General features: G+C 60.1%; 24 protein-coding genes, 1 pseudogene and 1 riboswitch. Of the genes and pseudogenes, 13 read left to right on the top strand and 12 right to left on the bottom strand.

Features of this window, described 5'->3' with window-relative positions:
- The first annotated feature begins 38 nt into the window (after positions 1–38).
- The 5 genes from HNQ72_RS11770 to glyS all read left to right on the top strand — a co-directional run bounded on the left by HNQ72_RS11770 (position 39) and on the right by glyS (position 6,114).
- The gene (locus tag HNQ72_RS11770) at positions 39–230 is read left to right on the top strand and encodes a hypothetical protein (protein ID WP_183992430.1); all 192 of its coding nucleotides are present in this window, start codon (positions 39–41) and stop codon (positions 228–230) included.
- Between the two features lie 82 nt (positions 231–312).
- Positions 313–1,269, top strand: a complete 957-nt coding sequence (locus HNQ72_RS11765; RefSeq protein ID WP_183992429.1) for a glycine--tRNA ligase subunit alpha — start codon at positions 313–315, stop codon at positions 1,267–1,269.
- A gap of 83 nt (positions 1,270–1,352) precedes the next feature.
- Positions 1,353–1,904 (top strand): LemA family protein, encoded by a 552-nt coding sequence (locus HNQ72_RS11760; RefSeq protein ID WP_183992428.1) that lies wholly within the window; start codon positions 1,353–1,355, stop codon positions 1,902–1,904.
- Between the two features lie 14 nt (positions 1,905–1,918).
- Positions 1,919–3,868, top strand: coding sequence for a DUF2207 domain-containing protein (locus HNQ72_RS11755; RefSeq protein ID WP_183992427.1), 1,950 nt, complete (start codon positions 1,919–1,921; stop codon positions 3,866–3,868).
- Positions 3,869–3,960: 92 nt separating this feature from the next.
- Complete coding sequence (gene glyS, locus HNQ72_RS11750; RefSeq protein ID WP_183992426.1) at positions 3,961–6,114, top strand: glycine--tRNA ligase subunit beta; 2,154 nt, start codon at positions 3,961–3,963, stop codon at positions 6,112–6,114.
- A gap of 150 nt (positions 6,115–6,264) precedes the next feature.
- Here the strand turns inward: glyS and HNQ72_RS30515 are convergent, their stop codons facing one another.
- On the bottom strand, positions 6,265–6,453 hold the full coding sequence (locus tag HNQ72_RS30515) for a hypothetical protein (RefSeq protein WP_244654431.1): 189 nt from the start codon (positions 6,451–6,453) through the stop codon (positions 6,265–6,267).
- Between HNQ72_RS30515 and HNQ72_RS11740 the strand changes: the two are divergent.
- Positions 6,441–6,934 (top strand): annotated as a pseudogene (locus HNQ72_RS11740) (2-thiouracil desulfurase family protein). The gene HNQ72_RS30515 and the pseudogene HNQ72_RS11740 sit on opposite strands and share 13 nt — an antisense overlap.
- 155 nt (positions 6,935–7,089) lie before the next feature.
- On the opposite strand, the gene HNQ72_RS11735 reads toward HNQ72_RS11740, so the two are convergent.
- The 4 genes from HNQ72_RS11735 to HNQ72_RS11720 all read right to left on the bottom strand — a co-directional run bounded on the left by HNQ72_RS11735 (position 7,090) and on the right by HNQ72_RS11720 (position 11,415).
- Positions 7,090–8,922, bottom strand: coding sequence for a methyl-accepting chemotaxis protein (locus HNQ72_RS11735; RefSeq protein ID WP_183992424.1), 1,833 nt, complete (start codon positions 8,920–8,922; stop codon positions 7,090–7,092).
- A 278-nt stretch (positions 8,923–9,200) separates the two neighbouring features.
- Positions 9,201–9,677: a plant virulence effector HPE1-like domain-containing protein gene (locus HNQ72_RS11730; protein WP_183992423.1), complete on the bottom strand. Its 477-nt coding sequence runs from the start codon at positions 9,675–9,677 to the stop codon at positions 9,201–9,203.
- Positions 9,678–9,803: 126 nt separating this feature from the next.
- The gene (gene purD / locus HNQ72_RS11725) at positions 9,804–11,075 is read right to left on the bottom strand and encodes a phosphoribosylamine--glycine ligase (protein WP_183992422.1); all 1,272 of its coding nucleotides are present in this window, start codon (positions 11,073–11,075) and stop codon (positions 9,804–9,806) included.
- Between the two features lie 157 nt (positions 11,076–11,232).
- Positions 11,233–11,415, bottom strand: coding sequence for a hypothetical protein (locus HNQ72_RS11720; protein WP_183992421.1), 183 nt, complete (start codon positions 11,413–11,415; stop codon positions 11,233–11,235).
- A gap of 226 nt (positions 11,416–11,641) precedes the next feature.
- On the opposite strand from HNQ72_RS11720, the gene HNQ72_RS11715 reads away from it, so the two are divergent.
- From HNQ72_RS11715 to ubiA, 3 genes are all read left to right on the top strand, one after another.
- Positions 11,642–13,942 (top strand): Tex family protein, encoded by a 2,301-nt coding sequence (locus HNQ72_RS11715; RefSeq protein WP_183992420.1) that lies wholly within the window; start codon positions 11,642–11,644, stop codon positions 13,940–13,942.
- A gap of 172 nt (positions 13,943–14,114) precedes the next feature.
- Positions 14,115–15,371: an SAM-dependent methyltransferase gene (locus HNQ72_RS11710; protein WP_183992419.1), complete on the top strand. Its 1,257-nt coding sequence runs from the start codon at positions 14,115–14,117 to the stop codon at positions 15,369–15,371.
- 134 nt (positions 15,372–15,505) lie between these two features.
- Positions 15,506–16,456, top strand: coding sequence for a 4-hydroxybenzoate octaprenyltransferase (gene ubiA, locus HNQ72_RS11705; protein ID WP_183992418.1), 951 nt, complete (start codon positions 15,506–15,508; stop codon positions 16,454–16,456).
- 81 nt (positions 16,457–16,537) lie between these two features.
- Here ubiA and HNQ72_RS11700 read toward each other — a convergent pair whose 3' ends face one another.
- The 5 genes from HNQ72_RS11700 to HNQ72_RS11680 all read right to left on the bottom strand — a co-directional run bounded on the left by HNQ72_RS11700 (position 16,538) and on the right by HNQ72_RS11680 (position 20,907).
- Positions 16,538–17,104, bottom strand: coding sequence for a DUF6101 family protein (locus tag HNQ72_RS11700; RefSeq protein ID WP_183992417.1), 567 nt, complete (start codon positions 17,102–17,104; stop codon positions 16,538–16,540).
- Between the two features lie 315 nt (positions 17,105–17,419).
- Positions 17,420–17,800 (bottom strand): winged helix-turn-helix domain-containing protein, encoded by a 381-nt coding sequence (locus HNQ72_RS11695; RefSeq protein ID WP_183992416.1) that lies wholly within the window; start codon positions 17,798–17,800, stop codon positions 17,420–17,422.
- Entirely contained in the window at positions 17,797–19,215 is a 1,419-nt protein-coding gene (locus tag HNQ72_RS11690; RefSeq protein WP_183993106.1) for an FAD-binding oxidoreductase, read from the bottom strand. The genes HNQ72_RS11695 and HNQ72_RS11690 overlap by 4 nt, the downstream gene beginning before the upstream one ends.
- A gap of 59 nt (positions 19,216–19,274) precedes the next feature.
- Positions 19,275–20,267 carry an L-threonylcarbamoyladenylate synthase gene (locus HNQ72_RS11685; protein WP_183992415.1) on the bottom strand — a complete coding sequence of 331 codons (993 nt, stop codon included), beginning with the start codon at positions 20,265–20,267 and terminating at the stop codon, positions 19,275–19,277.
- A 31-nt stretch (positions 20,268–20,298) separates the two neighbouring features.
- Positions 20,299–20,907: a DUF6656 family protein gene (locus tag HNQ72_RS11680; RefSeq protein ID WP_183992414.1), complete on the bottom strand. Its 609-nt coding sequence runs from the start codon at positions 20,905–20,907 to the stop codon at positions 20,299–20,301.
- A 150-nt stretch (positions 20,908–21,057) separates the two neighbouring features.
- A riboswitch (cobalamin riboswitch) is annotated at positions 21,058–21,290 on the top strand.
- A 91-nt stretch (positions 21,291–21,381) separates the two neighbouring features.
- On the opposite strand from HNQ72_RS11680, the gene HNQ72_RS11675 reads away from it, so the two are divergent.
- On the top strand, positions 21,382–22,626 hold the full coding sequence (locus tag HNQ72_RS11675) for an aromatic ring-hydroxylating oxygenase subunit alpha (RefSeq protein WP_183992413.1): 1,245 nt from the start codon (positions 21,382–21,384) through the stop codon (positions 22,624–22,626).
- A gap of 50 nt (positions 22,627–22,676) precedes the next feature.
- Here the strand turns inward: HNQ72_RS11675 and HNQ72_RS11670 are convergent, their stop codons facing one another.
- Positions 22,677–23,576: an NmrA/HSCARG family protein gene (locus HNQ72_RS11670; RefSeq protein WP_183992412.1), complete on the bottom strand. Its 900-nt coding sequence runs from the start codon at positions 23,574–23,576 to the stop codon at positions 22,677–22,679.
- A 90-nt stretch (positions 23,577–23,666) separates the two neighbouring features.
- On the opposite strand from HNQ72_RS11670, the gene HNQ72_RS11665 reads away from it, so the two are divergent.
- The 3 genes from HNQ72_RS11665 (at position 23,667) to HNQ72_RS11655 (ending at position 25,307) form a co-directional block, all read left to right on the top strand.
- On the top strand, positions 23,667–24,080 hold the full coding sequence (locus HNQ72_RS11665; protein ID WP_373289425.1) for a winged helix-turn-helix transcriptional regulator: 414 nt from the start codon (positions 23,667–23,669) through the stop codon (positions 24,078–24,080).
- Between the two features lie 94 nt (positions 24,081–24,174).
- On the top strand, positions 24,175–24,660 hold the full coding sequence (locus HNQ72_RS11660; RefSeq protein ID WP_183992411.1) for a BA14K family protein: 486 nt from the start codon (positions 24,175–24,177) through the stop codon (positions 24,658–24,660).
- Between the two features lie 173 nt (positions 24,661–24,833).
- A complete protein-coding gene (locus HNQ72_RS11655) occupies positions 24,834–25,307 on the top strand; it encodes a BA14K family protein (protein WP_183992410.1) in 474 nt (157 codons plus the stop codon).
- A 57-nt stretch (positions 25,308–25,364) separates the two neighbouring features.
- Here HNQ72_RS11655 and HNQ72_RS11650 read toward each other — a convergent pair whose 3' ends face one another.
- On the bottom strand, positions 25,365–26,369 hold the full coding sequence (locus HNQ72_RS11650; RefSeq protein WP_183992409.1) for a transporter: 1,005 nt from the start codon (positions 26,367–26,369) through the stop codon (positions 25,365–25,367).
- Positions 26,370–26,395 lie beyond the last annotated feature (26 nt).

Here is a 26,395-nt window from a genome sequence, read left to right as displayed (position 1 = left end):
CAAGGGCGAGGCGCTTTTTATAAGGACTTCGAGGGGAAATGGCCCAGCTTATATTCATGGCCGTGCTGATCGTCGGCGGGTGGATGCTCTACAAGCGTTTCATCAAGGACGCGGAAAGACTGACCGCACGCCGCAAGCAGCAGGAAAAAGAACGCCAGACCGGTGCTGTCGGTACGCTGGAGAAGGATCCGGTAACGGGCGAGTATCGGGTGAAGAAGGAAGAAGAATAAGGCACTCGTGCCTTCACGCTTGACCCCCGCCGCCTCGCGTGGCACTCGTCCGCATCCTCAATCAAACGATGCCGATATGCCCATGACCGATCTGCCCGAACACATGGACCCCAAGCGCTCTTTTCAGGCGCTCATCCTGACGCTCCATAACTACTGGGCGGACAAGGGCTGCGCCGTGCTGCAGCCTTACGACATGGAAGTCGGTGCCGGCACCTTCCATCCGGCAACCACTTTGCGTGCGCTTGGTCCCAAGCCTTGGAAGGCCGCATACGTTCAGCCTTCGCGTCGTCCATCCGACGGCCGTTACGGTGAAAACCCAAACCGTCTGCAGCACTATTACCAGTATCAGGTTATTCTGAAGCCTAACCCCTCCAACCTGCAGGAGCTTTACCTCGGCTCGCTGAAGGCGATCGGTCTCGATCCGCTTCTGCATGACGTGCGTTTCGTCGAGGACGACTGGGAAAGCCCGACGCTCGGCGCCTGGGGTCTTGGCTGGGAATGCTGGTGCGACGGCATGGAAGTCTCGCAGTTCACTTACTTCCAGCAGGTCTGCGGCATCGAATGCTCCCCTGTTGCAGGTGAACTGACCTACGGTCTCGAACGCCTCGCCATGTATGTCCAGGGCGTCGACAACGTCTATGACCTGAATTTCAACGGCCGCGAAGGCGAAGAGAAGATCTCCTATGGCGATGTCTTCCTGCAGGCAGAGCAGGAATATTCGCGCCATAACTTCGAATACGCCAATACCGAAATGCTGCATCGCCATTTCATCGATGCAGAAAAGGAATGCCTGGCCCTTCTCGCTGCCGGTGCACCGGGCGACAACGCCAACCAGATGCTGCACAAATGCGTCTTCCCGGCTTACGACCAATGCATCAAGGCATCCCACGTCTTCAACCTGCTCGATGCCCGCGGCGTGATCTCGGTGACTGAACGCCAGAGCTACATCCTGCGCGTCCGCACGCTGGCAAAAGCCTGCGGCGAAGCCTTCTTGCTGACCGATGCAGGCGGCGCGAATTTCGGCGAAAAGGCCGCCTGAACCTGCCGATTATCAATTTCCGGTGACAATCCGGCGTTAGCGACATAGTCTCCCCCGCGGTTTAGGTACCTCGGGGGATTTTTATGTACATCGCACTTGGCCTTATCGCACTTGTCGCTCTTTATGTGATCGTCATCTATAACGGCCTCGTTCGCGCTCGGCAGATGGCGGAAGAGGCTTGGTCCGGCATCGATGTGCAACTGAAGCGCCGCGCCGATCTCATCCCCAACCTGATCGAGACCGTGAAGGGCTATGCGGCCCACGAGAAGGGCACGCTCGAAGAGGTAGTGAAGCTGCGCAACCAAGCGCAGGCGGTGCCGACAGGTGATGTTGCCGGCCGTGCACAGGCGGAAGGCCTGCTCTCACAGGCACTCGGAAAACTCTTCGCGCTCGCTGAAGCCTATCCGGACCTTAAGGCTAACCAGAATTTTGCCGAGTTGCAGACCTCGCTGGAGACGATCGAAAGCGAGATCCAGATGGCGCGGCGTTATTACAATGGCTCGGCCCGCGACCTGAACATCAAGGTCGAGAGCTTTCCGGCCAATCTCGTCGCTGGCCCCTTCGGCTTTTCCAAGCGCGAATATTTCGAGATCGAGAACGAGGCCGATCGGGCTGTACCTACCGTGAAATTCTGAGCCGGAGGCCGCGGATGTTTCGGCGCCTTCTCGTTGCTCTTGCCTTGCTTGCCACCTTCGTTCTGCCTGCCGTGGCAGATGAACGGATCACCGACTACCGCTCCAAGGTTGAGGTCGCTCGCAATGGCGATCTGACGGTCAGCGAGACGATTACAGTCAATGCCGAAGGATTGTTTATCCGTCGCGGCATATTTCGCGATTTCCCCCTGACCATGCTGGATGGCGACGGCCGCCTCATCCGCGTCGGGTTCGATGTCCTTTCCGTCACGCGAGACGGTCACCCGGAGCCCTATCGCACCGAGACGATCGATCGTGGTATCCGCATCTATTTCGGGAATGCAGATACGCTTCTGTCGCGCGGCCTGCACACCTATGTCCTGACCTACAGAACCGACCGGATGATCCGGTATTTTGCCGATCATGACGAGGTTTACTGGAACGTCACCGGCACCGAATGGCAGTTCCCCATCGGCAAGGTCTCGGCGCGCATTGTCTTTCCGGAAGGTCGCGTCGACAGGGTGGCAGCCTATACCGGGCCGTTTGGATCTCGCGCCACCAATGCCACATCTGCGATCAACGGCAACGAGGCGACCTTCGCCACAACGCAGTGGCTCGGCAGCCGAGAAGGCCTCACAGTTGTCGCCGCCGTGCCGAAGGGTATCATCGCCCCACCCTCCGCGGAGCAGCTGCGCACCTGGTGGCTGCGTGACTACAAGGCCGATATCATCGCGGTCGCGGGACTTGTCCTGATTGTCCTCTACTACGTCGTCTTCTGGATGCGTGTCGGGCGGGATCCGGATGGAGGCACGATCGTGCCGCGTTGGGATGCGCCGGACGGGCTTTCGCCCGCCCTCGTCAATTACATCGACAACAAGGGGTTTAACGGCGCCGGCTGGCCGGCGTTTTCCGCCAGCATTCTCGATCTTGCGGTAAAGGGATATGCTGTCCTGACCGAGATCGGCAGTACGATTACCATCAAGCGAACAGACAAGCCGTTGCCGAAGGATCTTCCGGCCGGCCAGTCGGCGCTTCTCGGTGCGGTCGGCAAGGCGGGCAACACGCTGACGATCAGCTCGTCGAATGGCGAGAAGGTGCAGGAAGCGGGTCGCAAGTTCCGCCAGGCGATCGAGAGCGAACATCGCGGCAGATATTATCGCTCCAATATCCTCTACACGATCGGCGGCATCGTGTTCAGCCTCGCGCTTCTCGTCACCGTGATGATCCTTGGTGAGATAGAGACGGACGTCACCGGTTTTCTCGTTGCTGTCGTGTTCGTGTCAGTGTTCATGAGCATTCTTTCGGCGCGGCTGGGACTGAGCTTTCGGCGCGGTGCGACGCTGCGCAACAAGATCGGCGCAGTCATCATCGGCGGGTTCATGGGTTTCGTGCTCCTGTTGATCTTCTCTGCCATCATGACCGCGCTTGTCGAGGAGCTGACGGCCAATGATCACTGGCCCATCCTCGTCGCCGTCGCCGGCATCGTTGTGACCAACGTGATCTTCTTTTTCCTGATGGGCGCGCCGACACCGCTTGGTGCCAAGCTGATGCAGCATATCGAGGGCCTGCGCCTCTATCTGACGGTCGCCGAAAAGGATCGGATGAACATGGCCGGCGCGCCGGCCATGTCGCCGCAGCATTTCGAAAAACTTCTGCCCTATGCGGTGGCGCTCGGTGTTGAGAAGCCCTGGAACCAGGCCTTCCAGGCATGGCTTGCCACTGCGACAACGGGCGCTGCCGCACTCGCTTATGATCCCGGTTGGTACCACGGCCATTCGGGCAGCAATTTTGGCGAAAGCATTGGTGGCTTTTCCTCGTCCATGGCCTCCACCATCGCCTCGACCATTCCCGCGCCGGTTTCTTCTGGCTCCTCCGGTTTCTCCGGCGGCGGCTTTTCGTCCGGCGGTGGCGGGGGAGGTGGTTTTTCTGGCGGCGGTGGCGGTGGCGGTGGCGGCGGAGGCTGGTAGGCCTCCACTTTCCCGATGAGAACTGATGACTTTTGCGGACGGGCTTGCTAAGCCCGCCACACAATTATTTTCAGCGCAAAGACTTGAGCCCCATGCCCGACCTGCTTCTAGAACTTCGCTCCGAGGAAATTCCCGCCCGCATGCAGCGCAAGGCGGCGGGTGACCTGAAAAAGCTCGTGACCGACGCGCTGGTGGATGCAGGCCTGACCTATGAGGGTGCGCGCGAATACTGGACGCCGCGCCGGCTGACGCTCGACATTCGCGGCCTGACCGCACGCTCCGCCGATCTGCGCGAAGAGATCAAGGGCCCGTCCACCAAGGCGCCGGAACAGGCGATCGCCGGCTTCCTGCGCAAGGCAGGCCTTGCCGATATTTCCGAAGCCCAGGTGGCAACTGATCCGAAGAAGGGCGATTTCTACGTCGCGATTGTCTCCAAGGCCGGCCGCGCCGCCGAGGAGATCATTTCAGACGTGATGCCCGGCATCATCCGCTCCTTCCCCTGGCCGAAATCGATGCGCTCCGGTTTCGCTTCCATGCCCAAGGGGTCGAGCTATGGCGGCATCGAAGGCAAGGGTTCTGAAAGTCTCCGCTGGGTACGCCCGCTGCAGTCGATCATTTGCACCTTCGGGTCCGAACACGACGAGACCAAGGTCATCCCCTTCGAGATTGACGGCATCACCGCTGGCAACGTGACCTATGGTCACCGTTTCCATGCGCCGGATGCCATCACCGTGCGCCGTTTCGATGACTACGTGGCAAGCCTCGAAAAGGCGAAGGTCATGCTCGATGCCGACCGCCGCAAGGACATGATCCTGCATGATGCCCGTGATCTGGCATTCGCAAGCGGTCTCGATCTGGTCGAGGATGAGGGCCTGCTCGAAGAGGTTTCCGGCCTCGTCGAATGGCCGCATGTATTGATGGGCACGTTCGAGAAAGATTATCTCGAAATCCCGGCCGAAATCATCCGCCTGACGATCAAGACCAACCAGAAATGCTTCGTCACCCGGCCGCAGGGTGCCGAGGAAGGCCTGTCGAACCATTTCATCCTGATCTCGAATATCGATGCCAAGGACGGCGGCAAGGAAATCATTCACGGCAACGGCAAGGTCGTGCGTGCCCGCCTGTCCGACGCCAAGCACTTCTGGACCCGCGACCAGGGCGACCTGCCGGATCTCGGCACGCTTGCGGACTCGGCGAAGAAATTCAATCTCGACCTGAAGAAGCCGCTCGACCAGCGCATGGCCAAGCTCGATGCGCTGAACGTCACCTTCCATGCCAAGCTCGGCACGCAGGGCGAACGCGTCACCCGCATCCGCGCGCTTGCCAAGGAACTGGCCCCGATCGTCGGTGCCGATCCGATCCTCGTTGATCGCGCCGCAGTGCTTGCCAAGGCGGACCTGCGCACCGAAGCTGTCGGCGAATTCCCCGAATTGCAGGGCCTGATGGGCCGCCGTTATGCCGGCCTGCAGGGTGAAAACGAATCCGTCGCGATTGCCATCGAGGATCACTACAAGCCGCAGGGCCCGTCCGACCGCGTGCCCAAGGACAAGGTTGCGATCACCGTGGCGCTTGCCGACAAGCTCGACACGCTCGTCGGCTTCTGGGCTATCGACGAAAAGCCGACCGGCTCGAAGGACCCTTATGCGCTGCGCCGCGCGGCGCTGGGCGTCGTGCGCATTCTGCTGGAGCGGAATGTTCGCCTGCCGCTGCTGGCGACGACGAAGGATGCCGACCTTCTCTCCTTCTTCCACGATCGCCTGAAGGTTTATCTGCGCGATATGGGCGCGCGCCACGACATCATTGATGCCGTGCTGACGCCTGAGACCGACGACCTTCTGCTCGTCGCTCGCCGCGCCGAAGCGTTGACCTCCTTCATTTCATCGGATGACGGCCTTAACCTGCTGGCCGGCACCAAGCGTGCCACCCAGCTGCTTGCCGCCGAAGAGAAGAAGGGCACCGTTGTTGCCGAAGGCGTCGCGGAAGAACTCCTGAAGCTCGATGCCGAAAAGGCGCTCTGGACCGCGATCAAGGCTGCTTCCAGCGAGGCTGCGGAAGCGAGCGGGAAGGAAGACTTCCAGTCGGCCATGGCCGCACTCTCGAAGCTGCGCGCGCCGGTCGACAAGTTCTTCGAGGACGTTCTGGTCAACGACGAGGACACCGCCATCCGCGCCAACCGTCTGGCCTTGCTCAAGGCCATCCGCGAAGCGACCGGTACGGTTGCGGATTTCTCCAAAATTTCGGGGTAAGGCGCGGTTCCGCGCACTGGCTCACGTCCTCTCGCTATGCAAAGCCCCGTTTGTCCGGGGCTTTTTTCCATGACGTGCTCCGTGTTAAACTGCGTGTGGAATTGTCCTGGAGCCTTCGATGAACAAGCCCGTGCAAGTCACAGTCAGCGATCAGGCCACAAGCTTCGTCTCGCGTGAACTGGAAAGCGGACGCTTCGACACTGTTGATGAGGTTGTCGAGGCGGGGCTTCGCATGTTTTCTATGTAAGTGCCGATGACGGCCAGGTCGAAATCGTTCGTATCCTCCACGAAAAGGCCGATATCCGCCGCCATCTCGATGAACAGCAATGACAGCTTCAAAAATTCTCATCAGCGCCTGCCTTCTCGGCCATGCCGTTCGCTATGACGGCAAGGGAAGCCGCTTGTCCATCCGGCGATCGATCGCTGGCGGGAGGAGGGGAGGCTGGTGACGATCTGCCCGGAGTTGGCCGGCGGCATGAGCGTGCCGCGGCCGCCTGCCGAGATCGAGAAGGGTATGACCGGCGCCGATGTGCTTGAGGGGCGGGCGCGGGTCATGGAGATCACCGGCGGCGACGTGACCGAGGCCTTTGTCGCGGGTGCCCGTCACGCGCTGGAATTTGCGAAGGCTCACGGCTGCACCCATGCTCTCTTGATCGATGGCAGCCCATCCTGCGGCTCGGGTTTTATCTATGACGGATCGTTCGGCGGGCTGAAACACGCAGGAAACGGCGTGACGGCAGCGCTTCTGGAGCAGGCGGGTATTGTCGTGCGTTCCGATCGTCAGGTGGAAGAACTCATCGAGTTGCTGGCAAAAGCCTGACGTTGCGCATTTGCAGCTATCGCACTGATCCCGAAAAGGTCCTGAAAAAGAGAAAGCCGCCGGACCATATTGTCCTGACGGCTTTCCTCCCCGCGTCCCCCGCGTAACTTGGAGAGAGCCCCGTCCGAGTTGGACGGGGTCTCGATAGTGTGTAATCAGCTAGCCATGCGCATCTGGCCGGCCATGTCGCGCAGGTTGTCGGCATTGCGGGAGCCGCTGACGCGGAAGCCGCGGATCAGGTTGAGCAGGTCTTCCGTATCGACTGCGAGAGCTTCGGCTGATGCCGTGGTCTCTTCCGCCATGGCGGCATTCTGCTGGGTTGCCTGGTCGAGATGGTTGAGCGACGAGGAGATCGAACGCAGTGTCGAATCCTGTTCGGCAGCAGAATCAGCGATCTTGCTGACGATGTCGCTTGCAGCCTTCACCTGGCTCGAAATTCGCTTGAGCGCTTCGCCGGCCTCGCCCACCAGGCGCACACCGTTTTCCACCTGATGCGAGGAATGCGAGATCTGGTCCTTGATCTCCTTGGCGGCGGCTGCCGAACGCTGGGCGAGTTCACGCACTTCCTGGGCGACGACGGCAAAGCCTTTGCCGCTTTCGCCGGCTCGCGCGGCCTCGACGCCGGCGTTGAGCGCAAGCAGGTTGGTCTGGAAGGCAATCTCGTCGATGACGCCGATGATCTTGGAGATCTCACCGGAAGACTGCTCGATGCCGCTCATGGCTTCAATCGCTTCGGCGACCACGGCATCGCTGCGGTTCGCTTCGCCGCTGACCGTGACAACCCGCTGGGCAGCCTCGCGAGCGCCGTCGGCAGTCTGCTTGACGGCAACCGTCAGTTCGTCGAGAGCGGCCGAGGTTTCTTCCAGGCTTGCCGCCTGGCGCTCAGTGCGCTGCGACAGTTCGTTGGAAGCGCGACGGATTTCCTCCTTCGAGCCGCCGATATCGATGCCCTTGGCATTGACCTTGGACATGGCCGCTTCGAGATGGCCGAGCGCCTCGTTGAAATTGTCGCGCAGGCCGGCATAGCGGCTGCCGAGATCGCCGCAGCGAACCGTGAGGTCACCCTTGGCGAGGTTTTCGAGAGCAGAGCCGATGGTGGAGACGACGCGGGCCTGGAGTGCTGCCTCGTCACGCTGCATGTCAAGGTTCTGCTGGCGTTCGCCGTCCAGCTCTTCTTGGCTGCGCTGCTGGCGTTCTTCCATCGCATGGCGCTCGCGCACCTTCTGCTGCAAGGCTTCGGTGGCGCGGGCCATCAGGCCAACTTCGTTCGTCATGCCGGTATGCGGGATCTTGAGATCGACATTCTCGTCGGCAACGGCGTTCAGTGCGTTGCGAATATCGCTGAGCGGCCCGGAAATATTGCGGATGACGACCAGCGCAAGAATGGCGGCAAGCAGAAGGATGCCGGCCCCGATGCCGACCGCCTTCATGATATCCGAACGGACCTGGGCTTCGAGGTCATCGACATAGACACCGGTAACAAGAACCAGCTGCCAGGGTTCGAAAGCGAGCGCGTAGGAGCTCTTGCGGAAATCCTCACCCTGTTCGCCGGGCTTGGGGCCAAGGAAGTCGGCGGTGCCGCCGCCGGCGCGGCCGATCTTCACCAGCTCGTCGCGATACATGAAGCCCTGGCTGTCAGGCTTGCCCTTGAAATTCTGGCCCAGACGCTTGGGGTCCGGATGCAGGCGCATCGTCACGTCATAATCATAGGCGTAGAGATAACCGTCCGGCTTGAAGGTCATGGCTGCGACGGCTGCGAAGGCCTGTTTCTGGGCATCTTCGCGCGTCAGCTCGCCGGCTGCCTCGCGCTCCTGGAATTTCTTCAGGATGCCGATGCCGGATTCCACCTGGCTGCGCAGCATGCCGTAGCGCTCTGCGTAGATGGCGCTGGTGGATGCGCGCAGTTCGAAATAGGTACCGACCGCGAAGGCGACCATTAATGTCAGCACGAGCAGGACGAGCTGATGGGAGATCTTCAGGTTCTTCATGGAATCCTCGCGACCATGCGGGCCGCCATTGTCCGGCAGCCGAATAGACTTCAAGTGTGGGGAAGAGCGCATCCTGCGCAAAATTCGTGCTGCATCGCACAGGGCTAAAAATGCCCTGTATTTTTGAATAAAAATTTAAGTTTTGGGCGAATGCCTGATGATAACGGATATATTATCGACCGTTATCGCGATTTTTCGGCTCGATATGGAATTTAGCAAGTCTGGGCAGAAGTATTAGAAATATTGTATCTTGCTGACGGCGAAATATGCAGCTCTCGTTATTCGCTCAACCTCAGTGGAGTATCTTTTACATTCTGCTCGCTGGAGGTGTTTTTCTCCACGGCGCCTGTCTTTGACTCAAGGTCGATCAGGTCAGCTTGATGGCTGGCGGTCTGGACTTCCGTCTGGACATATCTGCCGCTCGTGGTTGCAATCACAGCCTGAATTTGATCGACATTCATCCAGTCCGGTACCTTGCTGATATGGACGACCGGCGAGCCGCCCATCCAAGCATTGGTACGTACGATCTTTTTCTGGCCGTCGATCTCCATAAGCGAGACCGATTGTATGCTGCCTTTCAGCTCTGGAACCTTGTAGTTACTGTCTTCGGCCGTCTTGAGAGGAGGGCAGGTTTCGCAAGTCATGCTCAGCATGCTTGGGGTCGTTCCATGCGTATTGCCAGGAAATGGCATGACAGACTGCGCCTGGGCAGTACCGGCGAAAAGCACGAAGGCTGTAAGGGCCAGATGGCGCATGATGCAAATCCTCTCTTTGCACCATGCCTAGTCCATCAGTGGTTTCGATCCCGTCAGGAGAACCGGTAAATAACGACTTAACCTGTAACGATCGGTCACATCACCAAAAGGAAAGCGACCAATCCGTCAGGAATTTTCCCGCGCGGCCGCACGCCAGCCGATATCGCGGCGGCAGAAACCGTTTTCCCAGGTGATGCCTTCGACGAGAGAATAGGCCCCGGCCTGTGCCTCGCGAACATTATGGCCGATGGCGGTAACGTTGAGCACACGGCCTCCGGTCGCGACCAACTGCCCGTCCTTGATCGCCGTGCCTGCGTGGAAGATCTTCTCGCCCCGGGCGGTTGCCGGCAGCTTGGCAATCGGCGTGTTCTTGTCATAGGCGGCGGGATATCCCTTGGATGCCATGACGACGCTCAGCGCCACGTCATCGCTCCACAGCGCTTCCACCTGGTTGAGCGTGCCGGTTGCGGCGGCATAGAGCAGTTCGAGAAGATCGCTCTTCAACCGCATCATCAGAACCTGGCATTCAGGATCGCCAAAGCGGACATTGTATTCGATCAGTTCCGGACCCTTTTGGGTGATCATCAGGCCGGCGAAGAAGACGCCGGTGAACGGATGGCCGCTTTCCGCCATGCCGCGGATCGTCGGCTCGATGATCTCCTTCATCGTCCGCTCGACCATTTCGGGCGTCATCACCGGGGCAGGGGAATAGGCGCCCATGCCGCCCGTGTTCGGTCCGGTATCGCCGTCGCCGACACGCTTGTGGTCCTGCGCAGTTGCCAGCGCCAGCGCCGTCTTGCCGTCGGAAAGGCAGAAAAAGCTCGCCTCTTCGCCATCGAGATAGGCCTCGACCACGACTTCCGCGCCGGCTGCCCCGAAAGCGCCGTCGAAGCAGTCGTCGATTGCGGCAAGCGCTTCCTCGACAGTCATCGCAACGGTGACACCCTTGCCAGCGGCAAGTCCGTCCGCCTTGACGACGATCGGTGCACCCTGCTCGGTCACATAGGCCTTGGCTTCCTCACCATTGGTGAAGCGACGGTATGCTCCGGTCGGGATGTTATAGCGGGCGCAGATATCCTTGGTGAAACCCTTGGAGCCTTCGAGCTGCGCTGCAGCGGCCGAAGGTCCGAAGACGACGATGTTCTTGGAACGCAGCACGTCGGCGATACCGGCAACCAGCGGGCCTTCCGGGCCGACGACGACGAAGTCGATACCGTTGGTCAGGCAGAATTCGGCAACTGCGCCGTGATCATCGACATCAAGAGAAACGATCTCGGCATGTTCCGCGATACCGGGATTGCCGGGAGCGGCATAAAGGGCAGTCAGTTTGGGAGACTGCGCAAGCTTCCACGCCAGTGCATGTTCGCGGCCGCCTGAGCCGATCAGCAGAACCTTCATAAACCGCCCTCATGGTTGTTTTCACTGGGGCGGTTAAGGCTCGTTGCCGCAAAGGTCAAGGGTCTGCGGCCGATATGCACCCGGTTGGCGGCCGGCCCCACAGGGATAACAGGGTCGGCACGGCCTTGATGATATATTTCTAGAGCGTGAAATATTCCTACCGGCGCAACGCCAGTGTCGTTTGGAAAATCAGCCGGTTTCTATAGGCGAGGAAGGGAACCGGTTCGTCTCTTTTGGCCGCATCTTTTATCTTTTCGCTCAGGTAGATGATGGCGGCCTCAAGCTCCTCGGAGCCCACCGCCTCATCACTGGCTAGTTGGGTGGCGATTCTTCTGGGCATTCATACCTCCATGCGTGCCGCATCATGCGGCGCGGCTAACTATAGGGAGGGCTGCAAATGCGAGAAGATGTCACGTATTTATCCACCGAGTGACGGTTATCACTTGCTGAACGCTGGCACGTTTTGGCACATGCTCCTCATCATCCTGTGAGCGCAGGGCAAGGCGGTGTTGTCTTGCCGCAAAGTTTGACTATGGTCGCGCCTCCCGAATTTGACGAGGACTTCCATGGCCGCCGACATCCAGAAACTCAGCCTTGCGATTGCTGCCGAGATCAACGCACGCCCGGATCAGGCCAAGGCCGCAATCGGTTTGCTGGATGAAGGCGCGACGGTTCCCTTCATCGCGCGCTACCGTAAGGAAGTGACCGGCGGTCTCGACGATACGCAGTTGCGCAATCTCGCCGAACGTCTCGTATACCTGCGCGAACTGGAAGCTCGCCGCGTCTCGATCGTCGACAGCATCAATACCCAGGGCAAGATGACCGACGAACTGGCAGCCAAGCTTGCCGGTGCCGCCACCAAGGCCGAACTCGAAGACCTTTATCTCCCCTACAAGCCGAAGCGCCGCACCCGCGCCGAGATCGCCCGCGAACGGGGACTAGGCCCGCTGGCAGAAGCCATCTGGGCCGATCGCAACGCCGATCCGGCAAAGCTTGCCGAAACCTATGTGCAGGGTGAGGTTGCCGACGTGAAGACGGCGCTCGATGGCGCGCGCGATATCGTCGCCGAAACCATCTCCGAAAATGCCGATCTTCTCGGCCGCCTGCGCCAGCACATGCGCGATGGCGCGGTCCTGCGTGCCAAGGTCGTCGATGGAAAACAGGAGGCGGGCGCCAAGTTCGCCGACTATTTCGATCACACGGAACGCTGGGCAACCGTGCCCGGCCACCGCGCGCTCGCCATGCTGCGCGGCTGGAACGAGGAAATGCTGACGCTGACGATCGATGTCGATGCCGACGACACATCCCCGGTAAAACCGGCGCAGCGCATCATCGCCGCGGCCTTCGAAATCCGCGGCTCCGGTAAGGGTGACCTGTGGCTGATGGAAGCTGCCGGCTGGACCTGGCGCGTCAAACTCTCTGTTTCCCTGTCGCTCGACCTGATGCGGGAAATGCGCGAGCGCTCCGAAGAAGATGCCATCCACGTCTTCGCCCGCAATCTTAAGGACCTGCTGCTTGCCGCTCCCGCCGGTTCCCGCTCCACCATGGGTCTCGATCCGGGTATCCGCACTGGCGTCAAGGTGGCGATCGTCGATGCCACCGGCAAGCTGATCGACACCTCGACCGTCTATCCCTTCCCGCCGAAGAACGACCTGCGCGGGACGCAGGCGGAACTTGCTTCGCTGATCCGCAAACATAATGTCGAACTGATCGCCATCGGCAACGGTACCGGCAGCCGCGAGACGGAAAAGCTGGTGGCAGACATGCTGTCATCTCTTCCGGGGGCCAAGCCGACCAAGGTTATCGTCTCGGAAGCCGGCGCATCGGTCTATTCCGCTTCCGAAACGGCGGCCGCCGAATTCCCTGGGCTCGACGTGTCGCTGCGCGGCGCGGTCTCCATCGCCCGTCGCCTGCAGGACCCGCTGGCGGAACTGGTAAAGATCGAACCGAAAGCAATCGGCGTCGGCCAGTACCAGCACGATGTCGATCAGGGCAAACTCGCCCGTTCGCTCGATGCCGTCGTCGAAGATGCGGTGAATGCTGTCGGCGTCGACCTCAATATGGCATCCGCCCCGCTGCTTGCCCGCGTTTCCGGCCTCAGCAAGTCGATTGCCGAGGCGATCGTTGCCCATCGCGATTTGAATGGCGCCTTTCAAAGCCGCAAGGATCTCCTGAAGGTTGCGCGCCTCGGCAACCGCACTTTCGAACAGGCAGCCGGCTTTCTGCGCATTCCCAACGGCAAGGAGCCGCTCGATGCCTCCTCCGTTCACCCGGAAGCCTATGGCGTGGCGAAGAAGATCGTCGCCGCGTGCGGTCGCGACCTGCGCACCCTGATGGGCGACAGCGCGGCCTTGAAATCCGTAGATCCGCGCCAGTTCATCGACGAGCAGTTCGGTCTGCCGACGGTGAAGGATATCATCGCCGAACTGGAAAAGCCCGGCCGCGACCCGCGCCCGAGCTTCAAGACCGCCACCTTTGCAGACGGTATCGATGAGATTACCGATCTCAAGCCCGGCATGCTGCTAGAAGGCACGGTCACCAACGTTGCGGCCTTCGGCGCTTTCGTCGATATCGGCGTGCATCAGGATGGTCTCGTGCACGTCTCGCAACTGGCCGACAAGTTCGTCAAGGACCCGCATGAAGTGGTCAAGGCCGGCGACGTGGTGAAGGTTCGGGTGGTCGAAGTCGACGTCAAGCGCAAGCGAATCGGCTTGACAATGCGCAAGGACGGAGGCGAAAGCGCCCCTCCGCCGCGTGGTCCGGGCAAAAATGAGCGCCCTTCCAATCAAAAATTCATGAAGACCGAAAAGCCCTCTTCGCAGGGCGCATTCGGCGCAGCGCTCGCAGAAGCTTTAAAAAAGCGCTGAATTCTACAAGCATCAATGTCATTGCTACCATTAGGTGTACGCCGTCAAACAACCCGTTTGACGGCGTGCTGTTTCGTGTCATTTTCATGACCGGAATGTGCTTGCAGTCCGAGGAATAGACGCTAGATTTCGAAAAATAGTAAGGTTCCCTTAGTATTCAGGAGGTGGGTCCGTGAACTCGTCCCTTCACGATCTTCTTAGCAAAATCATCAAGATAGGCACTCTCACCGTCCGTGGGACGGGAGGCGAACAGCGATATGGAGGAGGGGGAGGCCGGTCGGTGGCCATCCGCTTCACCGACGAGGCATCGGAATTGGCGCTTCTGCGTGATCCGCAGTTGCAACTCGGCCAGCTCTACATGGATGGCCGTCTCCTCGTGGAAGAGGGGGACATCTATGAGTTCCTGGCTCTGATCAAGGACAACACCCTGTCCGAAGGCCTGACATTCGGCATGATCGTCCGCGGTATCGGGCGCATGATCGAGGCGCAGTTCCGCAATCGCGTTCCCATCAACCACAATCGCAAGAACGTCTCGCATCACTACGATCTCGACGAAAAGCTGTTCTCGCTCTTTCTCGACGAGGACTGGCAATATTCCTGCGCCTATTTCAATCCGCCCGGCATTTCGCTGGACGAGGCGCAGATCGCCAAGAAGCGCCATATCGTGGCAAAGCTTCTGGCCGAGCCGGGTCAGAAGGCGCTGGAAATCGGCTCCGGCTGGGGCGGCATGGCGATGTATCTGTCGGAAAGCTCCGGCGTCGATGTGACCGGCATCACGCTATCGACCGAACAGCTGAAGATCTCCCGCGAACGCGCCGCCAAGCGGGGTCTCGCGGGCAGCGTCCGCTTCGAACTGCAGGACTATTATTACCTGCCGCCGACCAAGAGCTATGACCGCATCGTCTCCGTCGGCATGTTCGAACATGTCGGCCGGCTGAACTACAAGAAGTTCTTCAACAAGGTGAACGACGTTCTGTCGGATGACGGCGTCATGGTCCTGCATTCGATCGGCCAGCCCTATCCGGCGATCTACAACAATCCCTGGATCGAGAAGTATATTTTCCCGGGCGGCTATATCCCGTCGCTGGCGGAGGTCATTCCCTCGATCGAAAAGGCGGGTCTTCTGGTCTCCGATGTCGAGATCCTGCCGATGCATTACGCCTATACGCTGCGTCACTGGCGCGAGCGCTTCATGGCGAACAAGGAAAGGGCGAAGGCTCTTTACGACGAGCGTTTCGTCAGGATGTGGGAATTCTATCTCGCAGCCTCTGAAATGGCCTTCACCCACGAAGCCTTCCACATCTTCCAGATCCAGATCGTCAAGAAGCGCCAGGCTGTGCCCGATACGCGTGACTACATCTACGAACGGGAAGCGGAGTTGCGGGCTTTTGAGCAGAGCCGGTTGCCGCTGGACAAGATTGCGGTGTGATGGTGCGGCTGCGGCTTGGTCCCTTCTCCCCGCAAGCGGGGAGAAGGTGCCGGCAGGCGGATGAGGGGCAGCGACACGCGAGCGGCTGCGACCGCTTGACCACCCCAAATCCCCGGCGCTAGAAACTCGGCATGATGACAAACGCCCCAAATGATGCCGCCCGCGTGGCCGATGCTCCTTCCGACAATTTTGTCTATCGCGTGCTGCCGCGATCGCTCTGGGGATACTCCCAGCTTGCCCGCTGGGATCGTCCGATCGGCTGGCAGCTTCTGATGTGGCCGTGCTTCTGGTCCATCGCTCTTGCGGCGGACGCGGCACCCGATGGTCTGGAGCCATCGGCGGGCACGATCATCTTCTATCTCTTCCTGATGTTCATAGGCTCGGTCGCCATGCGTGGCGCCGGCTGCGCCTATAACGATCTCGTCGACCACGATATCGACATGGAAGTGGCGCGCACCCGCTCGCGTCCGTTGCCGTCGGGCCGCGTGTCCCGTTTCGGTGCCAAGGTGTTCATCGTCTTGCAGGCGCTGGTCGGACTACTTGTCCTTATTCAGTTCAACACCTTCTCCATCGTGCTCGGCATCGCCTCGCTCGCTGTCGTCGCGATCTATCCCTTCGCCAAACGTTTTACCGATTGGCCGCAGTTCTTCCTGGGGCTTGCCTTTTCCTGGGGCGCGCTGATGGGCTGGGCGGCAATCTTCGGATCGCTCTCCTGGGCTCCGGTCTTTCTCTATATCGGTGCCGTTGCCTGGACGATCGGTTACGACACGATCTATGCCTATCAGGATATCGAGGATGATGAACTGATCGGCGTGCGCTCAACAGCTCGTCTATTCGGCGACAAGGCAAAACCCTGCCTTGTCGGGCTCTACGGCGTAACCGTCCTGTTTCTTCTCTTGTCCTTTATCGCTGCCGGTGCCGGTTTCTTCGCCTATGTCGGGCTGATCGCTATGGTCGTCATGTTGGGCTGGCAGATTCTCATTCTGGATATCCGCAACACCGCCCAGTGCCGGGATCTCTTCCTTTCCAACAATCGCGTCGGCGCAATACTCTTTGCCGGCCTCCTTCTGTCGCTGATCTTCTGATGCTGGAAATATCCTGAACTGAAAAAGCCCGGCTTGATCAAGCCGGGCTTCGCGCTACGCCTTGCAGGCTAGGGGACAGTCCTACCGGCGCGCGATGATTTCCCGGCCTTCGATCCTCATCGCGACGCCGAGGCTGCCGGTCGTGCGGCGAACGAGGAAACGGGGACGCCTTGCGGCGAAATAGGAGTGACGGCGGCGCTGCTTGGTGCCATGGTTGCGCACGTCGCCGATATGGTTTTCCAGCGGACGGGCAACGCCATCGGCTTCCACCATCAGCATCGGAATGTGAAAGGCTTCAGACCAGCTGCGCCAGTCGGCGGCGATGTCGCAGAGATCGTGCGCTACCAGAAGCGGAATGCAGAGATCCGGATCGTCGTGATGGAGTTCGAGCGTGACGGTAACTTCGCCGTCGCCATGGTCGATCGCGCGGGCGGCGACACCCTTGAAAGCGCGTGCCGGCAGGGCGAAGGACAGCGGCAGGCCGCTACCCGGAAGGATCTTGCGCAGCACAGCGCCGCGCTCGTCGATGGTGATTGTGACATCTCCTGAGGTCTCGCGCAGCGCATAGGTAATCTGCTGCGGAAAACGAGACGGATCGAGCCTCAATGTCGACCCTGCCCATTCGGGCTTCAGAACGGTTTTGCTCATCGCTTTATGCTACCCTTGTTTTACCTGAGAGCCGCTTCCGGTTTCCCGTATTCGTTTCTCTGCGGGACTTTTGTCCTCTGATGGGCTCACATTAGGCGGCGGGCTTACGAAAACCCCTTAAAAATCGCGGTTAAGGAAAGTTTGCCTTGGTGGATGGTTACCGAATGCCGCAATTATTGCAGTTTCCGAAGAGTGAACGCGTCAGCTTGGATTGAAGGCGTATCGCTGCGAGACACGCCTTTGCGATCGCGTTTTCGGGTCTGTGGAAAACCGCCCGGATCGCCGATGCCGCAGGCAGAAAGCCCGGGCGAAAAATCAGCCGTCGTCTTTTTTGGAGAAGGGTGTGAAGGTCGCGTCGATATTGGACGACAGCCATGCCAGATCCTGGTCGGCAGCTTCCAGCATGGCGGTTTCCATCCGTCGATAACGGGAAAGAAGCTCCCGGCCGAACTCGGTAAGGCCGGCCCCGCCGCCGCTTTTTCCACCATGGCGAGTAAAGATCGAAGGTTCGCGGAACATCCGGTTAATCTCGTCCGAAAGCAGCCATGCGCGCCGGTAGGACATGCCGATAGAGGCCCCGGCGGCGCGGATCGAGCCATGTTCCTCTATCAGTTCGAGCAGTTGCGCCTTTCCCGGCCCGAGCCTGACGCCGATATCGAAATCGATGCGGATCGTGGTTTTCCGGATATGGCTCATGGGGCGATGATGACCTTGCCCGGGTTCATGATGCCGGCCGGATCGAAGGATTTCTTGATCCGGGCCATCAACTCCATTTCGATCGGCGAGCGGATATGCGCAAGTTCGTCGCGCTTCAACTGGCCGATGCCATGTTCGGCGGAAATAGACCCGCCCGCAGCAAGAACGATCGTATGGACGATCTCATTGATCTCGCGCCAGCGGTCGAGAAACGCCTGCTTGTCGGCGCCTACCGGCTGGGAGATGTTGTAGTGGATATTGCCGTCGCCCATATGGCCGAAGGCGCACACGCGCGCGCCTGGCATGGCGGCGAGAACCGCCTTTTCGGCTTCTGCCATGAACTGCGGGATCTTCGAAACAGGCACGGACACGTCGTGTTTGATCGATCCGCCTTCCGGCTTCTGGGCGCCGGACATGCTTTCGCGCATGGTCCACAGCGCCTTCTGCTGCGCAACCGAGCTGGCAATCACCGCATCGCGTACCAGACCGGCCTCGAAACCCTGTTCCAGCAGCGAATGGATCATGACTTCGGCAGTCTCGGCCGAGTCCGATGTCGATATGTCGATCAGCACGTACCACGGATGCGGTTCCGACAACGGATCGCGAACCCCCTCGATATGCCGCGAGGTGAATTCGATGCCGATCCGCGGCATCAGCTCGAAACCGGTCAGCGCCATGCCGCAAAGCGTCGAGGCCTTGTCGAACAGCGCGAGCGCGTCTTCGGTCGAGGCAACCCCGGCAAACGCCACCTGATGGCCGACCGGGCGGGGAAAGAGTTTCAGCACCGCGCCGGTAATGATGCCGAGCGTGCCTTCCGCACCGATGAAGAGATCACGCAGATCGTAACCGGTATTGTCCTTCTTCAGCCGGCGCAGCCCGTCCCAGATCTCGCCGGTCGGAAGCACCACTTCAAGCCCGAGGCAGAGCTGGCGCATGTTGCCATAGGCAAGCACCGCCGTGCCGCCCGCATTGGTGGAAAGATTGCCGCCGATCCGGCAGGAACCCTCCGACCCGAGCGAGAGGGGGAACAGCCGGTTCACTTCTTCCGCGGCCTTCTGCACATCGGCAAGGATTGCACCACCGTCCGCCACCAGCACGTTCGCAACCGGGTCCACGTCACGGATGCGGTTCATCCGGGCAAGCGAGACGATGATGTCGTTGCCGCCGGCACGCGGCGTCTGTCCGCCGACAAGACCGGTATTACCGGTCTGCGGCACGATGGATGTCCCGGTTTCGCTGGCGAGTTTCAGGATCGCTGAGACCTCCTGCGTCGAGGCAGGCTTCAAGAGCAGCGGCGAGGAACCCTTGTAGAGACCGCGATCTTCCACCAGATGCGGGGCTAGGCCTGCCGCATCGCGGATCACATTGGCGTTTCCGACAATCGCAGCAAAACGGTCGATCAGTCCGGAAGCCATCTCTGAACCAGCCCTTGCGCTCTCGCCCGCTGCATTGTCCCCCGCTGAACCGTCCATTGTCATTCCTCTCCGTCGCGGGGTGCGGCTGCCCGTCCCAGCCTGTCATTGATCGCTTCGCCCAGTCCCTCGTTCGGGATCGGCGTAACCGCGATGCTTGAGGCACCGCTGGCATCCGCGCGCTTCAGGTATTCGAACAGGTTGGCCGCCGCCTGCGCAAGGTCGGCCGATGGGCTGAGGTCGAGATCGATCGCAGCCTTTTCCGCACCAGCAACCGGCTGGCCACCGAAACGGATCAGCGCTTCGCCCGGTTCGATTGCCGTCGCGTCGAGACGCACGGTAGCGCCCGGCGCATAATGCGAGGCGAGCATGCCCGGAGCCTCGATGATCGCGGCAGGGCCTGAGCGACGCTCAAGGTCACGCCCAGCAACATCGGCGATATGCATGGCCGCAAGACCACCAGGCCTCAGAAGCAGGATCGTGCCGGTTTCGGGATCGACGCGGATGATCGTCGACTCGACGCCGACGGGCGAATAGCCGCCGTCGATGATCAGTTGAAGCTTGTCGCCGAGATCTTCCATCACATGGCGTGCGGCCGTCGGGCTGACCCGGCCGGACGTGTTGGCGCTCGGCGCTGCAAGCGGCCGGCCGAAATCGCGGATCAGGTCGTTGGCAAAACCTTCCGGGCAGCGAAGCCCGACCGTTTCCAGCCCCGCCGTTGCCAGCGGATGGATGGCGCTGTCTTTCCTGAGCGGAAGGACGATGGTCAGCGGACCGGGCCAGAAGGTTTCGGCCAGCTTTCGCGACGCCGGATCGAACACCGCATAACGCTCTGCCATCTCGATATCGCAGACATGGCAGATGAGCGGATTGAACTGCGGCCGCCCCTTGGTTTCGTAGATGCGCGAGATCGCCTCAGGCCGCGTCGCATCGGCGGCAAGGCCGTAGACCGTTTCGGTCGGGATGGCGACGGGAAAACCGTCATGGAGCACACGGCTTGCCTCGCTGATGGCGCGCTGGGGCTCAAGGGTGATGTTGATGATTTCGGCTGTCATGGTGCTGTCAATACAGCGGAGTGCGGGCTCTTCAAAGCCTTTTGACGATTTCGCGTACTGCGGCACTCGGCGCACCAAGCATCAGCACGTTGCGCATCGCCTCGCGCGGGCTGTTGGTCTGAAACAGAAGCCCGTTTCTGCGCCATGTCCGGTCGATCCGCGCCTGTTCGCCCGCTTCACCTTCCACGGCGACGGCGAAATACATGCGGGAGTTCCGTGGATTGATTCGGGCGAAAAACACCTCGTCGCCGCCGATCTCGGAAGAGAAGTTGGCGATGTAGAATGACCAGCTGACCATCGCATCCTGCGAAAAGAAGGTGCGTGCCGCGGTCACATGGCAATAGCCCAGATGCGGGCTACCCTCCAGCGTGCGGTGAAAGATGATCTTCGGCAGGTGGATGGACCGGTGAAAGCTGTTCAGCCGCTTATGCGTGGTTTCGCCGGCAGTTTCGAGCTTCTTGCCCGTCTTTTCAGCCACTTCGTCATGGGTGAGATAGCGGCGTTCGTCCGGAACCCAGACAGGGCGTGAGCGTGGAATTCTGCCGGTTCGCAGGAATTCGGTATGGGCATTGCCGCTGCTTGGCGGCACCATCAAGGGCCTGGGCCTGTTGACTTCGTAATAACGGAGCTGTCCTGGCATGGCGGCGGCTCTTCCCAATGAATTTTCAAGAACACTATTAGCAAGACCTTAACAGTCGGTTTCCCCCGACATCGAATGCTATTGCGCGATCGTCGCCAATGCAGTGGCCGATGTCGCAATGTCGTCTATGCGACAGGCCGGCATCCCGCTTAAATATGACAAAGCTCAAGGTGCCGCCTCGCTAGGGGAGGCGGAGAATTGGGAAGCCGGCGGATCGCAAAGATCTATCCGGCGCTGCCCCCGCAACGGTGGTGGAGTTGAAGGCATGGTAGGGGGCGACCCCGGCCACTGGGACAGAGCCGAACGGCCGACCGGGAAGGTACCATGCAGTCCTTTTGGGACAACTCCTCAGCCCGGAAACCAGCCTGAGTTTGATGACACCGGTCGCGGAGGGCGCACGGGACGGGAATTGGCTGCATTGATTGTTGCCGGCTTGTCCATGCCCTGAAGCTTGCTTGTATTGCGAGGAAGCATATGGACATTCACAATCAGGTTCTGCGGCAGCTGAAGAACCGCCGCGAAGGTTTCAGCCTGGAACAGCCCTTTTATATCGATCCCGATTATTACAAGCTCGATCTCGAGATGATCTGGTATCGCGACTGGCTGTTTGCCGGCCACGATTGCCAGATCAACAAAGCGGGCATGTATTTCACCCTGCAGGTTGGCGACTATCCGGTTCTCGTCATCCGCACGCGCGAGGGCGATGTCCGCGCCTATCACAATACCTGCCGCCATCGTGGCCACCGCGTCTGCACCAAGGAAACGGGTTCTGCGACCCGCCTCGTCTGTCCCTATCACCAGTGGACCTACCAGCATGACGGCTCGCTGATGTCGGCCCGTCATATGGGCGAGAATTTCGACAAGAAGCAGTTTGGACTGAAACCCGTTCACTGTCAGGTGGTTGCCGGCTACATCTTTATCTGCCTCGCAAAGGAAGCTCCGGATTTTGCTCCGGTTCGCGCAACGGTAGAGCCTTACATGGCGCCGCATCGCCTGCCCGAAACGAAGGTTGCTGCCCAGAACACGATTATCGAAAAGGGCAACTGGAAGCTCGTCTGGGAAAACAATCGCGAGTGTTATCATTGCGCCGGCAACCATCCTGAACTCTGCCGCACCTACCCGGAAGCGCCGACTGCGACCGGTGTGCAGGGCGCAGGCGACGATCCGTTCATTTCCGAACACTGGAGCCGCTGTGAAGCGGCCGGCTTGCCGAGCACGTTCAACATGTCGCCGGACGGCCAGTTCCGCGTGGCGCGTATGCCGCTGATCGAGGATGCCGAAAGCTACACGATGAACGGCCGTCCCGCAGTTCAACGATCGCTTTCCGACGACGTGACGATTTCCCATATCGGCACGATGCTTCTGTTCCATTACCCGACCACCTGGAACCATATGCTGGTCGACCACGCGATCTCTTTCCGAGTCATCCCGATCGGGCCGGAAGAGACGGCGGTCACCACCACATGGCTGGTCCACAAGGATGCGGTGGAAGGCGTCGATTACGATGTCGAGCAGCTGACCCATGTCTGGAACATGACCAACGACCAGGACAGGCAGATCGTCGAGGAAAACGCCTTCGGCATCCGCTCGCCCGCTTATGAACCCGGTCCTTATTCCGAGGCGCATGAAGGCGGTGTGATGCAGTTCGTCGAATGGTATTCGAACTTCATGATCGATCGCCTGCAGGGCAAGGACAGCACGCTTTACGCGGTGGCGTGATACTGAGCGCTCCTCCGCAATGTGCCGTCAGTTTGCGGAGGAGCCTGTTTTTACGCCGAGTGGGACGTGCGATCACTCCCGATTACGGCGTCGAAGGCTTGGTGTCCTTGGGTCGCAAGCCAGGTCCGAAAGGAAAGGATCTCGGGATTGATCTCGCGCATCGCGGCAAGGTCCACGTGATCCGCCAGCGGGCCGTTATCCAGGATCGCCGCAAGCTGACTAAGATCGCTGTTGGCGGAAAGGACTTCATCGGCAAAGCGGGAATAAACGACCGGACGACCGGCGGCTTCGCTGAAGATTTCTCCCAGCTCACGACCTGTCACGGTATCGCTCGCGATCTTCATCGTTCGTCCGCTGAACCGCATCCCATCGGCAAAGATCGCGGCGACGAATTTTCCGATGTCTTCCACGGCAATCAGTTGCATCGACTGGTCCGGCCTGAGGAGGAACGTGTAACGGCCTTCCGAAAGGCCGAATGCCGGGTTGATCAGCATCTCCATGAAGATCATCGGTCTGATTATCGTTGCGGTGACCGGTAGCCGGCGGATATGCGCCTCGATCCGCGGCTTGGCGTCGAAACGGGCGATGCCGGTCGGTGTGTCGCCGGAACTGGCGCCCGAGGAATAGACGAGATGCGCGACGCCGCTTTCGGCTGCAAGATCGGCGATCGCGCATCCTATCCGTACCTCTTCGGTCTCTGACAGGTTGGCCGGTAATACGCTGAACACGCCATGAGCACTGTCCATCACGGCGCGAAATTTATCGAGATCGGCAAATGATCCTTCAACCAGTTCGGCACCCGCCTGACGAAGGGCGACGGATTTGGGGGCCGCAGTGTCTCGCACAATCGCGCGAACGGGCCATCTTGCCTTCAAAAGCGCTTCGGCGACCGCTCCACCCTGCCGGCCGGTGGCGCCGAATACCAGGATTGGACGTTTGTCTTCTTTCATCTGAGAACCCTCGTGGTGAACACGGGGTCTCCATATATACTGTTGAAACACAGCCGGAAGACGGCACTATTTTCAGCCTCGGGCACACAGGTGATACTCTTGGACAATTCAGGTCAGAGCAAAACCGACAGGCAGGTGAAGCGCGATCAGGCTTTCCTGCCGCAACCTGCAAACGGAATATGCGGGCGTCTGGGCGACAAGTGGACGGTTCAGGTCATCTGGCGCCTCTCGCTTGCAGAGGATCGAAAGCTTCGTTTTTCGCATCTGAAAAGGGACATCGAAGGCATTACGCAGCGCATGCTGACGCTGACGCTACGCGGCCTGGAGCGCGACGGTTTCGTCAGGCGACACTATTTTCCCGAGGTGCCGCCTCGCGTCGAATACGAGCTGACCGAATTGGGGGCCGGCATACTGGTGTCTCTTCAGGGCCTGAATTTCTGGATCAGGGACAACTTCTCCCGCATCGAGGAAAACCGGCGCATTTACGACGAAGCCGGCGAATAGGGCATGGCATTCCTTTGCCAAGGAATATAACCCGGAACAAAATCGGCATGTCTCGCGTTTTGAATCGCTGATTTATATCTGAGGAAACAATCCCATGACCGCATTTCGCATGCGCATTGCCACCGCCTTCACGGCAGCGGCCGTTCTTGCTACGAGTTTTATTCCGGTTTCGGCCGCACCTGTGATGCCGGCGGCACCGATGGCGGTGCAGAGTTCCGCCAACCAGGCGACCGAGGTCCAATACCGTCGCGACGATCGTGATCGCCGCTATTACCGCCATGATCGCGATCGCCGTCACTATCGCCATGATCGACGCGCCTATCGGGAAGGATATTACAACGGCCACCGCGGATATCGCGAGCGCCGCCAAGGCTATCGCTATCACAACGGTTACTGGTTCCCGCTGGCAGCATTCGGTGCCGCTGCAATTATCGGCGGGGCCATCGCCAACCAGCCGCGGGCTTCGGGGGGCAGCCATTATCAGTGGTGCGCCAATCGCTACCGGACCTATCGTGCTTCGGACAACACCTATGTCGCCAGCGCCGGTGTCCGCCGCTCTTGCGTTTCGCCTTACAGGTAAGCGGATATCATGACGAACAAGCCCGGACGCTTACGCGGCCGGGCTTTCACATTTCCGCGTATAGAATGCTTTCAGGATAAAAATCCTAGCGTTGTGGAATGTTTGTTGACTATCGTGCGAGTTGGTGGCGCGGGAGGCGTCGCCTCTTCAACTAAGGGAATGGAGAGTACGAAATGACTCTGTTCAAGAAATTTGCTGTTGCAGCTGTTTCAGCCGTGGTTCTCGCTGGCTCGCTCGGAACCGCGCAGGCGCTGCCGCTGCCGGCTGTACCGAATGCGCCGGTCGTATCCGACGTCAGCAACGTGCAATATTATCGCGACCGCGGCTGGCGTGGCGATGGCCCGCGCCGTGGCTGGTACGGAGGTCATCGCGGTTACCGTTATCACCGTGACGGATATCATCGTCACAGCGACGGCTACTGGTATCCGCTTGCAGCTTTCGGCGCCGGCGCGATCATCGGAGGAGCGATCGCCTCGCAGCCGCGTTATGTCGAGCCCGCACCCCGGCCTGCCTATAGCGGCGGAGGCGGCTTGAACCCGCGCCACTATGAATGGTGCGCGGGCCGCTACCGGTCCTATGATAGCTATTCGAACTCGTTCCAGCCGTATAACGGGCCGCGCCAGACCTGTTATTCGCCCTATTACTGAGTGGGGCGGGAAATGGCGCGATAGATCAGCCCGCGCTTCGGCGCGGGTTTTGTCGTTTCAGAGAATGCCGACGCGCCTGAGCAGCCACCATGCGGCGGCGACCGAAAGCCCGATCGCGCCGAAGGCGAACAGGGTGCCGTGCTCCAGATGCGCAAACGGCAGGCCTTCCGTATTCATCCCGAAAAAGCCGGTGACCAGCGAAGGCGGCAACAGGAAGGCGGTCATCAGCGACAGGATGTAGAGGTGGCGGTTGGTTTCCGACGAAAGCTTGGAATCGATTTCTTCATGCAGCAGCCGCGCCCGTTCCTGCAGCGCATAGACGTCATGATCGACCGCTTCGAGACGGCTGATCAGCCTCGCTGCGGCATCGTCGAAACCATCCGGCATTTCGTCCTCGTCGGAAGCAGCAGCACGCCGCATCAGGGTCAGCACCGTTCGCAGATGCCGGTGCAGCCGAACGACGGTGCGGCGCACGGGCGCAAGCTTGCGGCGTTCGTCGCGCGGTGCGTTGTCGTAGACGAAATCCTCGATCAGGTTCAGCTCTTCCGTCAGTTCCATGACGAGCGAGATCAGCGTCCGCTGGAATTCCGCCACCAGCGTCTCGAATACGTCGATCGGTCGTTTGTAGCGTGCCGCGTTCTTTTCCATCTGGGCCTTGAGCCGATCGATGGAGCGTAGCGGCTGCAGCCTTGTGGTGATGATGATGCGGTCGGAGACGAAGAAATGCAGCCAGCCGATATCGCGCGTCTCGCTGTCGAACTCCTTCTGGAAGTCGATCAGCGTGCCGTAGATCAGCTGTTCGTCGAGAATGATGGCCGCGTGGGTGTCACGGGTTGTCAGCGCAGCCAGCACCGGCGGCGTCACGCCCGGCAGGTTTTCGAGAAAGGCCGGCACCCGGCTGTCGGCAAGGTTCAGGTGCAACCACAGAAATCCGTCCCCGCTATCCAGCTCCCGTGCCGTCGTCTCAAGCGGCAGCCGCGCGCAGGATCGCGTCGGCCCATCGAAGCGGTAGGCCCAGACGAGACCGGGAATGGCAGGCGTCATCAGCGGTGGCGTATCCATCGGCAGAACTCCGGTATCCTGAAGGA

Source organism: Aliirhizobium wenxiniae, assembly GCF_014201355.1.
GTDB lineage: Bacteria > Pseudomonadota > Alphaproteobacteria > Rhizobiales > Rhizobiaceae > Neorhizobium > Neorhizobium wenxiniae.
This window is presented reverse-complemented; position numbering and strand designations above follow the sequence as displayed.